The 13443-nt window shown below is 66.4% G+C and carries 13 protein-coding genes; 8 read left to right on the top strand and 5 right to left on the bottom strand.

Features of this window, described 5'->3' with window-relative positions:
• Nucleotides 1-139 precede the first annotated feature (139 nt).
• Nucleotides 140-475: a hypothetical protein gene (locus tag MXA07_RS11585; protein ID WP_247728758.1), complete on the bottom strand. Its 336-nt coding sequence runs from the start codon at nucleotides 473-475 to the stop codon at nucleotides 140-142.
• A gap of 597 nt (nucleotides 476-1072) precedes the next feature.
• On the opposite strand from MXA07_RS11585, the gene MXA07_RS11580 reads away from it, so the two are divergent.
• The 3 genes from MXA07_RS11580 (at nucleotide 1073) to MXA07_RS11570 (ending at nucleotide 5407) form a co-directional block, all read left to right on the top strand.
• On the top strand, nucleotides 1073-1741 hold the full coding sequence (locus MXA07_RS11580; protein WP_247728757.1) for a DUF7344 domain-containing protein: 669 nt from the start codon (nucleotides 1073-1075) through the stop codon (nucleotides 1739-1741).
• Nucleotides 1742-2599: 858 nt separating this feature from the next.
• The gene (locus MXA07_RS11575; RefSeq protein ID WP_247728756.1) at nucleotides 2600-4477 is read left to right on the top strand and encodes a PGF-CTERM sorting domain-containing protein; all 1878 of its coding nucleotides are present in this window, start codon (nucleotides 2600-2602) and stop codon (nucleotides 4475-4477) included.
• Nucleotides 4478-4852: 375 nt separating this feature from the next.
• Complete coding sequence (locus MXA07_RS11570; RefSeq protein ID WP_247728755.1) at nucleotides 4853-5407, top strand: class I SAM-dependent methyltransferase; 555 nt, start codon at nucleotides 4853-4855, stop codon at nucleotides 5405-5407.
• 125 nt (nucleotides 5408-5532) lie between these two features.
• Here the strand turns inward: MXA07_RS11570 and MXA07_RS11565 are convergent, their stop codons facing one another.
• Entirely contained in the window at nucleotides 5533-5991 is a 459-nt protein-coding gene (locus MXA07_RS11565) for a DUF7992 family protein (RefSeq protein ID WP_247728754.1), read from the bottom strand.
• Nucleotides 5992-6337: 346 nt separating this feature from the next.
• Nucleotides 6338-6790, bottom strand: a complete 453-nt coding sequence (locus MXA07_RS11560; protein WP_247728753.1) for an acyl-CoA thioesterase — start codon at nucleotides 6788-6790, stop codon at nucleotides 6338-6340.
• Between the two features lie 178 nt (nucleotides 6791-6968).
• Here MXA07_RS11560 and MXA07_RS11555 point away from each other — a divergent pair, with 178 nt between their 5' ends.
• The 3 genes from MXA07_RS11555 to purM all read left to right on the top strand — a co-directional run bounded on the left by MXA07_RS11555 (nucleotide 6969) and on the right by purM (nucleotide 10481).
• Nucleotides 6969-8723: a TraB/GumN family protein gene (locus MXA07_RS11555; protein ID WP_247728752.1), complete on the top strand. Its 1755-nt coding sequence runs from the start codon at nucleotides 6969-6971 to the stop codon at nucleotides 8721-8723.
• A complete protein-coding gene (locus tag MXA07_RS11550) occupies nucleotides 8723-9364 on the top strand; it encodes a zinc metalloprotease (RefSeq protein ID WP_247728751.1) in 642 nt (213 codons plus the stop codon). The genes MXA07_RS11555 and MXA07_RS11550 overlap by 1 nt, the downstream gene beginning before the upstream one ends.
• A gap of 139 nt (nucleotides 9365-9503) precedes the next feature.
• A complete protein-coding gene (purM, locus tag MXA07_RS11545) occupies nucleotides 9504-10481 on the top strand; it encodes a phosphoribosylformylglycinamidine cyclo-ligase (RefSeq protein ID WP_247728750.1) in 978 nt (325 codons plus the stop codon).
• A 58-nt stretch (nucleotides 10482-10539) separates the two neighbouring features.
• On the opposite strand, the gene MXA07_RS11540 is transcribed toward purM, so the two are convergent.
• Entirely contained in the window at nucleotides 10540-11049 is a 510-nt protein-coding gene (locus tag MXA07_RS11540; RefSeq protein ID WP_247728749.1) for a macro domain-containing protein, read from the bottom strand.
• 96 nt (nucleotides 11050-11145) lie between these two features.
• Between MXA07_RS11540 and MXA07_RS11535 the strand changes: the two genes are divergently transcribed.
• Nucleotides 11146-11313, top strand: a complete 168-nt coding sequence (locus MXA07_RS11535; protein WP_247728748.1) for a hypothetical protein — start codon at nucleotides 11146-11148, stop codon at nucleotides 11311-11313.
• A gap of 85 nt (nucleotides 11314-11398) precedes the next feature.
• Here MXA07_RS11535 and dpsA read toward each other — a convergent pair whose 3' ends face one another.
• Entirely contained in the window at nucleotides 11399-11944 is a 546-nt protein-coding gene (gene dpsA / locus MXA07_RS11530; RefSeq protein WP_247728747.1) for a DNA starvation/stationary phase protection protein DpsA, read from the bottom strand.
• Nucleotides 11945-12182: 238 nt separating this feature from the next.
• On the opposite strand from dpsA, the gene MXA07_RS11525 reads away from it, so the two are divergent.
• On the top strand, nucleotides 12183-13391 hold the full coding sequence (locus MXA07_RS11525) for an aminotransferase class I/II-fold pyridoxal phosphate-dependent enzyme (protein ID WP_247728746.1): 1209 nt from the start codon (nucleotides 12183-12185) through the stop codon (nucleotides 13389-13391).
• Nucleotides 13392-13443 lie beyond the last annotated feature (52 nt).

Here is a 13443-nt window from a genome sequence, read left to right as displayed (position 1 = left end):
GTGGTGTGTCTCGTGTCGGACAGCGTCGCTTTAGCAGAATAGCTATCGTCCGACTATCGGCCCGTTCGGTGCTCAATTTCACCACACTGGGTTAGAAAATATGGGATGGAACTATTTTCAGTGAGTCCTCAATCTACAATCACGTTATGGGCAACGTGATGGTGGAGTTATCGAAGTCGATGTCGAAACTGCTGTTACCACCGTCACCACCGTCACCGCCGGAGGCGTCGGCGGTAACGGTCGTGTCCGCGGCATTGACCTGGGTGCTATCCTGGACGTTGATCACGCCGGCGTCTCCTTTCCAGGCCTGAGCGTTCCCCGCCTGGTTGTTGCTGTTCGTCTGCTCGACGTCTGAATCAGCCCAGGCGAAGCCGCCGTCACCGCCGTCGCCGCCGGATTGGTTCCAGTCGACATCCTGTGCGGCCGCGCCGCCCGCGAATCCCAGCATGAACAACATGCCGATCGCTACTGCCATCGTCAGTGTAACCGTGAGTGCTCGTTTCATCGTATTGACCTCCGTTGTTCGATGCGCGTGCTGCGGTTGCGAGCTGATCTCGACCGGATAGCACGCACACTCCGTTGGCCGACGGGCGTGACATTTGTATTAGAGGTGTTTGCCGGAGCGGTTCGATCAGGTTTCCGGTCGCAATCACGCGTTTGAACCGGTAATGCCTGACGGTAGTTGTCGGTTGGCGCACTCGGGTACCGGATCGATGACGCTCAATTCAGTCGGGAACGCAGCCCCGCGACTGTTTCGGACCGTTTCGCCGTGTTTCGACGCCGTAGCGTATCTCTACGACGTGGCGGGTGTTGATCTGAGAACTGACGCATCCGCGGGTGCGTGCCGGCTACCGGGCGTGGGCCCGACGATGCGGGATGGTCAACTGACCGCAGCCGCGTGGATTCCCGACTGCGCGACTGCGGTGTGTGCCAGCCCCGTTCTCGTTCGTTCGGTCTCTCCGCCAGACCGCCTGATACCCCCGCAGCGGGGGACAACCACCGATATTGAATACTCATGTTGCCGACCAAACACCTTTACTATCCCGGTCGGTGCCAGTTCGGACCGAGACCGATGGGACCCAAGACCTCTGACCGGACGGACCACCCGATCGCCGACGGACCGACAGGTGTGTCGAACGAGTCACCCGGTCACTCGGTCGGCGGCTCTCGGGCTGCACGGTCGGCGCCGACCGACGGGGACCCTCCTTCGAAAGACGAGATCTACAAGGTGCTCGGCAATCGCCGCCGACGGTACGTCATTCACTACCTGGAGTGGCGCGGTCGGCCGGTCAGCCTCGACGAACTGGCCGAGCGGATCGCAGCCTGGGAGAACGACGGTTCCATCGAATCGATCGGGGCCGCGGAACGAAAACGCGTCTACACGGCGCTGCAGCAATTTCACCTGCCCAAACTCGCGGAGGCGTCGCTCGTCGCGTACGACGAACGCGCCGGCGTCATCGACCGAACCGCCGTATTAGACGACCTCGACGTCTACCTGGACCTGATTCCGGCGAACGACGTTCCCTGGAGCGTCTTTTACGCCGGCGCGTCCGTGGCCGGCCTCGTCCTGACCGGACTGAGTGCGATGGGTATTTCGATATTCAGTCTCGTTTCTCCCGTCGCCTGGGCGAGCACGATCCTTCTGATCGTCTGTCTCTCCGCAGCCGTTCACGCCCGCGGTGACCGACGACACCGCCTCGGCGTGGGGGAGCGACCACCCGAAGTCGCGTTCGAGCGATGAGAACGCCGAATATGACCGGACGCCTTCCGGACCCATCCTTCGATCGTTGGTCCGGCCCGGCGATGCTTCCGATCGGAACGCTCCCGGGAATAAAACCGAACGCGCCCCGGCGAAACCTCCTGATCGCGCTCGCGTACCTCCTCGCCGCTGGCTCGCTCTACTGGCTGGTGTCGACGGTGGTCAGACTTCTTGGAGTCGCTTTCGAGGCGGTTTTTCACGTTTCAACTCAGCGGTCGGGTCCCCGTTCGTCGCTGATCGCTGGTGAGTGAGGTCGCCTCGATCGGTTTCCGGTGCTGTCAAAGATCGTCGTCCGTGCGTGGCGGTCACCATCCACTCCGTCGTCCCCCGTGACGCCGTATCCGGTCCCTGCCAACGGGGCGTGCTGATCGAACTGCACCTGTCATCCGCGATCGAGCCTCCGGTCCGATCCTCAGCGGTCCGACCGGGCCCGTCCCGTCGGCGGTCGGCCTCGTCTTCGGACGGCTGGACGCCACCATAAGCGCTATTCGGGATAGTAATGGCCTTCTACCCCGGTTTATCGGAGCCGTTACCGGAGTCGGCTTCGAATGCGAACAGTGGCACGGATTCGTGTTCAGCGCCCCTCGACGGTTTGCAGCGCCGTCGACGGGCGATGCAGCCACGCTCTCGCTCCGGCCTCGGATCGCCACGACGCGTCCGACAGCCGTAACTGCCAGTCCGGGTCGCGGTAGGTTCCGCTGAACGGGTTGACGTCAGTTTACTCTGTTCGGAAACCGACAGATAACAAAGCAAGTCATCAGGATATGGAGGTTCGAGTCGCGAAGACTCAGCAAGAAACGACCCTCACGGGTTTCACGCAAATCGATCACGAACCTTCCAATGTCAGCACAGTCACGATTCACGACGATACTGATCGCCTGTATGGTTGCACTATCGCTGGTTACGGCGGCCGGCCCGGCCGCCATCGCCGGCGAGGACAGTTCGCCGACACAGACGATCGAGACGCTAGAGAACGGAGAGGACCTCTACCTCGCCTTCGGCGCGGACCTGGGCGATATGAGCCTCGACGAGTACATCGAGCAGCACGCGGGCGACGGCGCCGACGGGACCGGTTCCGGCGCGCAGGTCATCCAGTATCAGGACGTCGACCAGGTGAACGTCGTCGAGGAGGGCGAAGCCGTCTCCGTCGCCATCGGCGGCGGCAACGCGATCGCCGTCCAGGACGTCACCCAGGATAACGCGAACACGCAGGACGGTTCGGCGACGGCGGTGAGCCAGCCGGCCTCGAGTCACGAGTCGATCTTCGAGGGCGTCGACGACGTCTACCTCGTCGTCGGGAACAACGGCGACAACGCTTACGACGGATGGGCGGTCGCCGGCGACGACGGCGACGTCACCGCCAGCCAGACGGCGGTCGCCGGCGTCACCCAGAATCAGTCAGTCGAGCAGGCCAACGTCGCCCAGAACACGACCGCGTTCGCGCTCGCGGAGGACGACAGCGACGCCACCGCGGTCCAGTACACCGAGCAGGCGAACTACAACCTCCAGGAGGGCGCGGCCAACGCGTCGAACGTCCTCGCGGCCGATCTCGACGAGGACGACGACCGGCACACGAAACACAAGAAGGGTGACCGCCGGGGCATACTCGTCGACCAGACGGCGAACGCGACGATCGAGCAGTCCCAGGCGGTCGACCAGGTGAACACTTTCGAACAGGGTGCGGCGGTCGCGATCGCCGTCGGCGAGGACTCGACGGCCATCGCGGTCCAGATGACCGAACAGACGAACCTGAACGAGCAGCTCGCGACGGCCGAGGCGGTCAACGCCGTCATGGAGTCGGCCGGCATGAACGTCGCCATGGCGTCGATCGGTGCCTCGACGCCGGTGGTCACCCAGGACGCCTTCGAGGAGGCCGAACCGAAGGAGAAGAAAGACGGTGACCACGGAGACGACGTCGAACAGGTCGCAGAGGCCAGCGTCGTGCAGTACCAGAGCGCCCAGCAGGCCAACATCCACCTCAACAGCTCGGCGACGGCGATCGCCACGAACGGAAGCACGGCCGAAGCCGTCCAGCTGACCTTCCAGCAGAACGTCAACGCCCAGGTCGCGAGCGCCGACGCCCTCAACATCTTCCTGGAGGAGGGCGAGGAGCTGCCGAAGCAGAAGGGCCACGACGGCGGGGACGGGATGCCCGAAGCCGGCCAGAACTTCACCGGCGCGACGCTCACGGAGTCGACCGCGCTCACGCTCGGCGGCGAGCAACTCGTCGACGCCAACCGAACGACGTTCGACTACGAGGGGCCCGCCGATCAGTACAACGACGTCGAGCAGTGGTCCACCGCCGAGGTCGAGCAGAGCCAGGAGGTCGTCCAGATCAACTTCCACTCGAACAACGCCATCGCGGTGGCGAGCGACGACGGCGACGCCTCCGCGCTGCAGGTCACGATCCAGGAGAACGAGAACGCCCAGGTCGCCAACGCGAGTGCGACGACGTACAACGAAGGCCAGCTCGACGACGGGCAAGCCCACGAGAAGAAGGGCGACCACGAGGAACCAGACGAGAAGAAGAGCCACTCCTCCGATTCGGGCGCCGGCACGGCCCAGACCGGGTCCGACTCGGTCGGCTCCACGACGGAGGCCGCGGACGCCGAACCCGAGGCGAACGACGGCGATGACGGTATGCCAGGCTTCGGCGCCGCCGTCGCCCTCGTCGCCCTCGTCGCGAGCGCCGCCATAGCGGTTCGCGCCCGTCCCTGAACCCACATCCGCCTTCGCCGACCGACGACTCCGTTTCTTCTCGCAGTTCCGTTCGCGAACGGACGGGTGTTCAGCGTCGGTCGTGGCTCCGATTCGTTCGGACTGTAGTGGTCCGTCGCTTGTCGGCTGGTTTGCCGATCGTCCCGGGCGGTCGGCGTTCGAGCGTTCCAGTTCTGGCATCCCAACCGGGGCACCGCCCGAAGCCAACGACTTTGGCGGTTCCGGACGATGCCCACCTATGGAATCGACCGACGCTTCCCTGTCGCCTCGGAGTCTCGCGAACGAGAGTTTCGACCGCGGCCGACCTCGGGGCAGGCTGTTTCGTGCTCCCGAGCACGATGAACTGACCCGCACAAACGGGAGGGGCCGTCGATAATGGGATTTCACACCTTCCCCATCGACCGCGCCGACGCGTTGCGCGACGCGTCCCGGTATCGCTACTGTTCGCGCGAGGAACTCCTCGAGGGGCTGCCGACCGACGGGGACGTCACCGTCGCCGACCTGGGTTCGGGGACCGGGTTCTACACGGACGACGTCGCGCCCTACGTCGGCCGGTGCTACGCGGTCGACGTGCAGGAGGCGATGCACGAGCGCTATCGCGAGGAGGGGGTTCCATCGACCGTCGAACTCGTCACGGCGGCGGTCGATTCGCTTCCGTTCGCCGACGACGAACTCGACGGTGCGTTCTCGACGATGACCCACCACGAGTACGCGAGCGAGGCGGCGTTCGCGGAACTCGCCCGGGTGATCCGACCCGGCGGCCGACTGGTCACCGTCGACTGGAGCGCCGACGGCGACGGCGAGGACGGTCCGTCGGTCGACGAACGCTTCAGCGCCGAGACCGCAGTCGATCAGCTGGAGAGCGCCGGCTTCTCGATCCAATCGGCGCGGGAGCGTCCGGAAACCTTTCACCTGATCGCACGACGGTGAGGGTCGTCGATCGGAGCGGTTGCATCAGCGGTCGCGCAGAATCGGGGGCGGCGGTGGCTGGACCGGCGTAACGGGACGCGGAGAGCGCCGCGTCCCGGTTGTCCGCTGTCGAGGTCGCGGGAGACTCACTCGAAATCGGGGAGGTCGTCCGGCGGCTCGTAGTCGGATTCCCACTCGATGTAGTCGGCTTTCAGCACCTCACACACCGTCTGCCCGAGCTCCGTGAGCTCCGCGTTGATCGACGAAACGGTCCCCCACGAATCGAGGTCGGGGTGATACTCTCGCTCTTTCCAGTCTTCGGGGATCCCCGGTGCGTGATACCCTACCCGGTCGGCAAAGGAGTCCCAGAAGAAATCGTAGTGCTGGATCAAGTCCAGATCCTCTGTGATCGCCAATTCGCTCTCCGTCAGGTCGGTATCTTCCGCCCAGGTGTCCCAGGCCTGTTGCCAGGCGCCCGCTTGCAGTAGTGTCGAGATCTCGTCGCGCTTGTAATCCGTTTCCCCGACTACTTCGGCGTCGTCGTACTCGTTTGGGTCGACATCCCGTAATTCGGGCGGATTCGGAGGTTCCACGTCCAGGGTCATACCGTTCGATACGCAAACAGTGCTGATAAGCGTGGCGTGGTCGGCTTCGGTACCCTGCACGGGTCGGAAGGTATTCGGGGTGAGCCTCCTCGGTTTCCGCGAGGACCCTCCGGGTCGGAGCCGTTCGATCGAACCACCCGGAACGACCCACTCACTTCGGCCGGAGCGCGGACACACCCCTCGTCGATCGAGACTGCGCAGCGAGGACGGCCGATGCAGGCCGGGATAGCCGGAGACCGCGCGGCGACTTCGACGATCGATTCGCCGCACTCCGACGGCATTCGAACGCGTGCGATTCGTGCCACTTGCCTACGAGTGTCGTCGGCGGACCGGTTTTCGTCGATGGTCAGGGGGCGCGTTCCCCACCTTCTCGGTCGAAGGCGCGTGATTGCAGCCGTTCGCCGTCTTCGGTCTCGACGGAGAGCGACGGGACGGCCGTCGGCGTCTCGTCCTCGTCGATGGCGACGAAAACGAAGAAGGACTCGGTCGTGAACTCGCTCTCGCCGGTGCGCAGATCCTCGCGTTCGACCGTCACGCGGGTCCGGACGCTCGTCTCACCGGCGTCGTAGACGTAGGCGCGGACGAGCGCGGAGTCGCCGACCTGGATGGGCCGTTCGAAGTTCATCCCTTCGACGCGCGCCGTGACGCAGGATTCGCCGGCGAAGCGCATCGCCGACATCGCGCCGACCTCGTCCATCCACTTCATGACGTTGCCGCCGTGGGTCTTGCCGTGCATGTTCGTGTGGTTGGGCTGGACGAGTTCCCGATTCTCGATGAACGTCTCCATCAGTGTCGTCATGTGCGAGGCGAGGGGCCCCCGGGAGAAGATGGTGTTGATCGTCGCTGACGGGCCTCGATGCCGAGATCATGGGACGGAGGGTGGACCGGACGACGGGTGTGCGAGCCGAATACGCTTCGCGTGCGAGCCGGTCACGCCTTCGACATGCCTAAAACCCGTCGCCTGTTGTCGACGGGTAATGAGTGATAGGCGCGACGACGTGGTGGCCTCGCCACCGGAGCCACCGGTCGGTGCGGGCGAGGTGACGGTCGTCGGGACGGCCCACGTCTCCCACGATAGCGTCGAGCGGGTGCGCGAGACGATCGACGAGGAGCGACCGGACGTGGTGGCGGTGGAACTCGACGAGGGTCGCTACCGGCAGATGCAGGGCGGCGCGCCCGAGGACATCGAGGCGGCCGACCTCCTCTCGGGCAACACGGTCTTTCAGTTCCTGGCCTACTGGATGCTCTCCTACGTCCAGTCGCGCCTGGGCGAGCGCTTCGACATCGAACCCGGCGCGGACATGAAAGCCGCGATCGACGCGGCCGAATCGCACGGCCTCGGCCTCGCGCTCGTCGATCGCGACATCCAGGTGACGATGCAACGCTTCTGGGCCAGACTCTCCGTCGGCGAGAAGGCGAAACTCGTCGGCGGGCTCGCGTTCGGCGTGACGAAGCCCCGAACCGTCGGCCTGACGTTCGGGGCGGTGTTCGGCGCCTTCCTCGGACTGGCGTTCGCCGGCATGATCGCGCCCTGGCTCGGCCTCGGTGACCTCCTCACCCTCGGGATCACGAGCGACGTGGCGCTCCAGTACGTCGGCGCGCTCGGCGTCGGCCTGCTCGGCGGATCGCTGCTCGGACTGCTCCTGCTCCCGTCGCTTGGGTCGTCGTCGAGTTCGATCGGCGGCCCGACCGGGCGACTCGCGCTCGGCGTCGGAATCGGCGTGGTCGGGCTGGTGGCGTTGGTCGCGACGGGGACCTCGTTCGGGCCGCTCGCGCCGGAGTCGCTCCAGGGAACCGGAGCGCTGGTTCTCCGCGGGGCCGTCGGTCTGTTGTTCGGCGCCGGCGTGGGCGGCGTGCTCGGGCTGCTGCTCGGCATCGCGATGACGCCGCCCGAGGACGAGATCGAGTCGATCGAGGACTTCGACATCGAGGAGTTGACCGACGGCGACGTCGTCTCCGCGATGATGGAGGAGTTCCGCCGGTTCAGCCCCGGCGGCGCGCAGGCGCTGATCGACGAGCGCGACGCCTTCATCGCCCACCGGTTGCACGCGCTTCGGTCCGAGGGCTACTCCGTGGTCGCGGTCGTCGGGGCCGGTCACCGGGCCGGCATCGAAGGCTACCTCGCCAACCCGACGACGTTGCCACCGATCGAGGATCTCTCGGGGACCGACGGCGGTCGCCGGTTCTCGATCGCGAAGGTCGTCGGCTACGCCGTGATGGTCGGCTTCGTCGCCTTCTTCGGGCTCCTCCTGATGGCCGGCGTCCAGAACACGCTCCTGCTGCAGCTCTTTCTGGCCTGGTTCCTCATCAACGGCATCTTCGCGTTCTCGCTGGCCCGGCTCGCCGGCGCGCGCTGGACCAGCGCCGGCGTCGGCGGCGGCGTGGCCTGGCTGACGAGCATCAACCCGCTTCTGGCACCCGGCTGGTTCGCCGGCTACATGGAACTGCGCCACCGACCGGTCAACGTCGGCGACATCCAGCTGCTCAACGACCTGATCGACGACACGGAGCGGCCGCTCGACGAACTCTTCTCGGAGATGCTCGACGTGCCGCTGTTCAGGCTGATCGTCATCGTCGCCATGACGAACGTCGGGAGCATGATCGCCTCGTTCCTGTTCCTCGTCGTCGTGGTCCCCTGGTTCAGCGTGGAGATCGGCGGCAGCCAGGAACTGCTCGCCCAGCTCCTCCAGGGCGCGCACAATACGCTCGAGGCGCTCTTGGGTGGTAGCTGATGAGCTACGCCAGTCGCTCGGGGCTGTCGTTCAGCCAGCGAGAGCTGCTCGACCTCGCGATCGCCTGGGCCGGCCTCAGCGTCGCGTTCGCGCTCCTGCTGACGCGCGAACCCGGAACCGGCGGGATCGACCTCGCCGGCCTGCCTCGCATGGCGGCGTTGAGCCTGGTTACGGTCGGCGTCGCGTTCCTCCTGCACGAACTGGCCCACAAAGTCGTCGCGGTGCGCTTCGGACAGGTCGCCGCGTTCCGGGCCGACTATCGCATGCTCTTTCTCGCGATCATGAGCGCGCTGATCGGATTCCTGTTCGCCGCGCCCGGCGCCGTCTACCACCGCGGCCGCCTCACGAGCCGACAGAACGGACTCATCGCCCTCGCGGGGCCGCTGACGAACCACGCGCTGGCCGCGCTGTTCCTCCCGCTCTGGCTCGCCCCGGACCTGGTCGGTGCGCCCGCGCTGGTCGGCGAGATCGGCCAGCTCGGCGTCTGGATCAACGTCTTCCTCGCGGCCTTCAACCTGCTCCCGTACGGACCGCTCGACGGCAACAGCGTGAAGGACTGGAGCGTGACCGTCTTCGCGATCGTCTTCGTCCCGAGCCTGCTCGCTGCGCTGTACGTCATCTTCTTCGTCGGCATGCGGTGAACGGGTCGGGTTTCGGTGCCGACAGCTGCGCGGGGTCATTCGTGGGGCCCGTGGTCGACAGACTCGGTGGACGATTTCGTCGCGGGGTTGGCCGCTCCGGACCGGTGACCTTTTGCCGGGCCCCCGCGGTCGTTGGGATATGACCGACGAAGCCGAGGGGCTCACCTACGCGGAGACGGGGGTGGACATCGAGGCCAGCGAGGACGCCACCGCGGCGTTGCTTTCGGCCTTCGGGAGCGACATGCGGACCGAGTACGCGGGGCTGCTCGACATCGGCGATCGCTACCTCGCGCTCGCGACCGACGGGGTGGGCACGAAGCTGCTGGTGGCCGAGGCGATCTCGGACTTCTCGACGATCGGGATCGACTGCATCGCGATGAACGTCAACGACCTGATCGCGGCGGGCGTGGAGCCGGTCGCGTTCGTCGACTACCTCGCGATCGACGAACCCGACGAGTCGCTCTCCGCCGAGATCGGCGAGGGTCTCGCCGTCGGCCTCGAACGAGCGGATCTGACGCTGCTTGGCGGCGAGACGGCGGTCATGCCGGAGGTCGTCGACGGCTTCGATTTGGCGGGGACGTGCGCGGGTCTGGCGGGGAAAGACGAGGTCCTCGACGGCGAAGCGGCGGTCGGCGACGCGATCGTCGGCTTCCCCTCGAACGGGATCCACTCGAACGGGCTCACCCTGGCCCGCGAGGCGGTCACCCGTGAGCACGAGTACGACGATCCGTTCCCGCCGATCCCCGAGCGCACGATCGGCGAGGAACTCCTGCGGCCGACCCGTATCTACGCGGAGGTACTGGAGTCCGTTCGCACGTACGACGTGAGCGCGGCCGCCCACGTCACGGGCGGCGGCTGGACGAACCTGCTCCGGATGGGCGAGCGACGCTACGTCGTCGACGACCCGCTCCCGGCCCAGCCGGTCTTCGAGTTCGTCCAGGCGGAAGGCGGCGTCGACGACGAGGAGATGCACCGCACGTTCAACATGGGGACCGGATTCGTCATCGCGCTCCCGGACGACCAGGCCGCGGACCTCGCCGCCGAGTCCGACGCCTCGGTGATCGGCCGCGTCGAAGCCGGCGATGGCGTCGAGATTCGCGGACTCACACTCTCATGAACGGGTCTGTGTCGGCCCATCGGTCGATGGGATCCGTCGGCGGCGGTGGCTGGCGGCGTTATCCGTCGTGGTGGTCGGGGACGGCCTCGCGGATGATCTCGTACTCCTCGTCGCTGTAGGCGATGAGTCGAACGTCCGCGAGGTTGTCGGGATCGAACGCGTCGATCTCCTCGGCGATGTGGCGGGCGCCGTCGGCGAGGTCGTATCCCGCGACGCCACAGCCCAGCGCGGGGACGACGAGCGATTCGCAGCCGAGTTCGTCCGCCCGTCGGAGCGCGTTCCGGGTGGCCGAGCGGATGCTCTCTTCGGTCGCCTTGCCGTCGCCGTGGTGGGGCATCGCCGCGGCGTGGATGACGTAGTCCGCGTCGAGGTCGTACGCGTCCGTCACGGCGACGGCGCCGAGATCGATCGGGCCCTTGGCCATCGCGGCCTCGTTGAGGTCGCTCCCGGCCGACCGCCGGAGTGCGCCGGCGACGCCGGACCCCATCCGCAAACTGGTCCCGGCCGCGTTGACGAGGGCGTCCGCGGTCTGTGCGGCGATATCGCCCTGGTCGATGCGATAGTTCATCGGTGCAAATTCCTACAGTCCGTTGACAGATAAACCGTTCGTTCGACGGCGCCGAACGCAACGCTTATGTTTTTAGGCCTGCCTAATTCCGCTCGAATGGACGCCACCACGCCGACTGACCCGACCGAGACGAACACTCCCCTCGAATCGAGCGACCGGACGGTAACGTGCCACAAACCGCGTCCTGGCCGATTCGTCTTCGTCGAACGCGACAACGTGGACGGCTGGATCGCCACCGACGCGTGCGTCGAACTGACGAGATAGGAATGCTCGCGGTCGTTCGAGGTGGAATGCGGGTTCGGGGCGGGGTGGACCCTGTGTCAGCGCCTCGGTGCCCCGCGGCAGCGGCTCAATGCGTGGCCTCTTCGAGCACCAACGTATCGTCTTCCAGGTAGTGCTCGAAGTGATGTGCGTCCTCCTCGAGCGTCACCAGAATCTCGCGGAGGATCTCAGCCGTGGCGTAGTCGCCCAGGTTGTCCGCGAGTTCGATCGAGTCCCGCATCGATTCGATGATCTCGCCGTAGATCTCGAGATCGTGTTCGAACATCGTCCGGACGTCGTAGACGTCCTCCCCCTCGAACTCGACGGTCGCTCGTCGCTCCTGAACCGTCGGGCTGGAGACGGGGACGCCCCCGAGGGCCTGGGCGCGTTCCGCGATGACGTCCGCGCCTTCCTCGACGTGTTCGTAGGCCTCCTCGGTGAACTCGTGAAGGGGGAGGAACTCGGCACCCTCGACGACCCAGTGGTGCTTCTTGAGCTGGTGGTAGAGGACGTACGCGTTCGCCAGCTCGGTGTTGAGCGCGTCGACGATCTGCTCGGCGCGGTCCGTATCGATCCGCAGGCTGTTCTCCTCGATCGCGTCGGCCGATTGCCGAACATGTTTCTGGGTGCTCATACACGCCGTCCTACGCCACCGAGACAGATAAATATTTCACAACGCGAAATATTGTTCGTGCTTCAACAACGTTTATTCGTGTGTATTGGGCGGTTACGAGTCCGCCGATCGGTCGATTCCGCCGGTACGAGCCGCTACGCGCCGAGGTGGCCGAATCTATTCGCCCGACCGACGGCCGACAGTGGTGTCGCGTCGAAACCGTGAGAGTCAAATTGGCGGAGTGGGAGGGTTCTTTCAGATGGGTAACAGGGGCTTCGACCCTGTCGCACGGGTGACGGCGCTGTCGAACGGGCGCGGCGAGAGCCGGCTCGCCCCCGTGGATAGAATCGCCGAACGAGCGTGCAGGGCCCAGCCGGCCGGCAGCACGTTACCGGTGCTGGGTGAGACGGAGGCGCTCGTATTCGCCTCGGCGAACTACCTCGGATTGACGGCCGACGAGCGCGTCCAGCGGGCCGCGGTCCAGGCGGCGCGAACGGTGGGAACCGGCTGTGGCGCCAGCCGGACCGGCGTCGGCGACACGCTGGTCCATCACGACCTCGAACGCCTGCTGGCCGAGACGGTCGAGACCGAGCGGTCGCTGGTCGTCGGGGATCGGGACGTCGCCTATCGGGGCCTCCTCGAGGCGCTCGCCCCGACCGTCGTCTTCGTCGAGGCGTGCCTCGAGGACCGAGTGGAGCGGGCGGTCACGTCGCTCGACGGGACGGTCGTACCGTTCGCTCACGGCGAGCCGACGTCGCTCGAACGGGCGCTCGAGGACCGTGCGTCGTCGGATCCGTCGAGCGAGGAATCCTGGCTCGTCCTCACCCCCTCGGTCTGTCCGTCCGACGGGCACGTGCGTACGCTGTCTCGGTTCGCGTCGCTCGCAACCGAGTACGGCGCCTGGATCGGGGTCGACGAATCCCACGCGATCGGGCTGTACGCGGAGGGTGGCGGCATCGTTCGGGCGGAAGACTGCGCGGACGCGATCGACGTCCAACTCGGGTCCCTCTCGACGGCGCTCGCGAGCCAGGGCGGGTTCGTGGCCGGGAGCGGCGCGCTCGTCGAGGCGATCGTCAACACGACGACCGTCGACCGGGCGACCGCCCTCTCCCCGCCAGCCGCCGCGACGGCGAGCGAGGCGCTCCACCTCGCCCGGTTCGACGACGTTCGAGAGCGACTGTGGGAGAACGTCACTCGCTTACGCGACGGGTTCGAGACGATCGGTCACGGCGTCGACGGCGAGTCCCACATCCTCTCGTTCCCCGTCGCGGCCGACCGGACGCCCCGTTCGATCGCCGACGAACTGGCAGAGGAGGGCGTCCTCGTCGGAATCACGCACCCCCGACAGGCCGAGGACGGGATGTCTCACCTCCAGGTGACCCCGATGGCCAGACACGACCCGGACGACATCGTCGCCTGCCTGGAGGCGTTCGCGACGCTCCCGCCGTTTACCCCGCGACCGAACTGAGGCAGATCCGGTTCGGGAGGGCGAGGGGGTTGTGCGGGTCCGGCGACGGGCA

The organism is Halovivax limisalsi (genome assembly GCF_023093535.1).
Taxonomy (GTDB): Archaea; Halobacteriota; Halobacteria; order Halobacteriales; family Natrialbaceae; genus Halovivax; species Halovivax limisalsi.
This window is presented reverse-complemented; position numbering and strand designations above follow the sequence as displayed.

What these genes read in the sequence shown, in the direction of transcription:
- MXA07_RS11525 (WP_247728746.1), top strand. Translation starts at nt 12,183, where the DNA reads ATGGGTAACAGGGGCTTCGACCCTGTCGCACGGGTGACGGCGCTGTCG.
- MXA07_RS11555 (WP_247728752.1), top strand. Translation starts at nt 6,969, where the DNA reads ATGAGTGATAGGCGCGACGACGTGGTGGCCTCGCCACCGGAGCCACCG.
- dpsA (WP_247728747.1), bottom strand. Translation starts at nt 11,944, where the DNA reads ATGAGCACCCAGAAACATGTTCGGCAATCGGCCGACGCGATCGAGGAG.
- MXA07_RS11535 (WP_247728748.1), top strand. Translation starts at nt 11,146, where the DNA reads ATGGACGCCACCACGCCGACTGACCCGACCGAGACGAACACTCCCCTC.
- MXA07_RS11575 (WP_247728756.1), top strand. Translation starts at nt 2,600, where the DNA reads ATGTCAGCACAGTCACGATTCACGACGATACTGATCGCCTGTATGGTT.
- MXA07_RS11565 (WP_247728754.1), bottom strand. Translation starts at nt 5,991, where the DNA reads ATGACCCTGGACGTGGAACCTCCGAATCCGCCCGAATTACGGGATGTC.
- purM (WP_247728750.1), top strand. Translation starts at nt 9,504, where the DNA reads ATGACCGACGAAGCCGAGGGGCTCACCTACGCGGAGACGGGGGTGGAC.
- MXA07_RS11585 (WP_247728758.1), bottom strand. Translation starts at nt 475, where the DNA reads ATGGCAGTAGCGATCGGCATGTTGTTCATGCTGGGATTCGCGGGCGGC.
- MXA07_RS11540 (WP_247728749.1), bottom strand. Translation starts at nt 11,049, where the DNA reads ATGAACTATCGCATCGACCAGGGCGATATCGCCGCACAGACCGCGGAC.
- MXA07_RS11560 (WP_247728753.1), bottom strand. Translation starts at nt 6,790, where the DNA reads ATGACGACACTGATGGAGACGTTCATCGAGAATCGGGAACTCGTCCAG.
- MXA07_RS11570 (WP_247728755.1), top strand. Translation starts at nt 4,853, where the DNA reads ATGGGATTTCACACCTTCCCCATCGACCGCGCCGACGCGTTGCGCGAC.
- MXA07_RS11550 (WP_247728751.1), top strand. Translation starts at nt 8,723, where the DNA reads ATGAGCTACGCCAGTCGCTCGGGGCTGTCGTTCAGCCAGCGAGAGCTG.
- MXA07_RS11580 (WP_247728757.1), top strand. Translation starts at nt 1,073, where the DNA reads ATGGGACCCAAGACCTCTGACCGGACGGACCACCCGATCGCCGACGGA.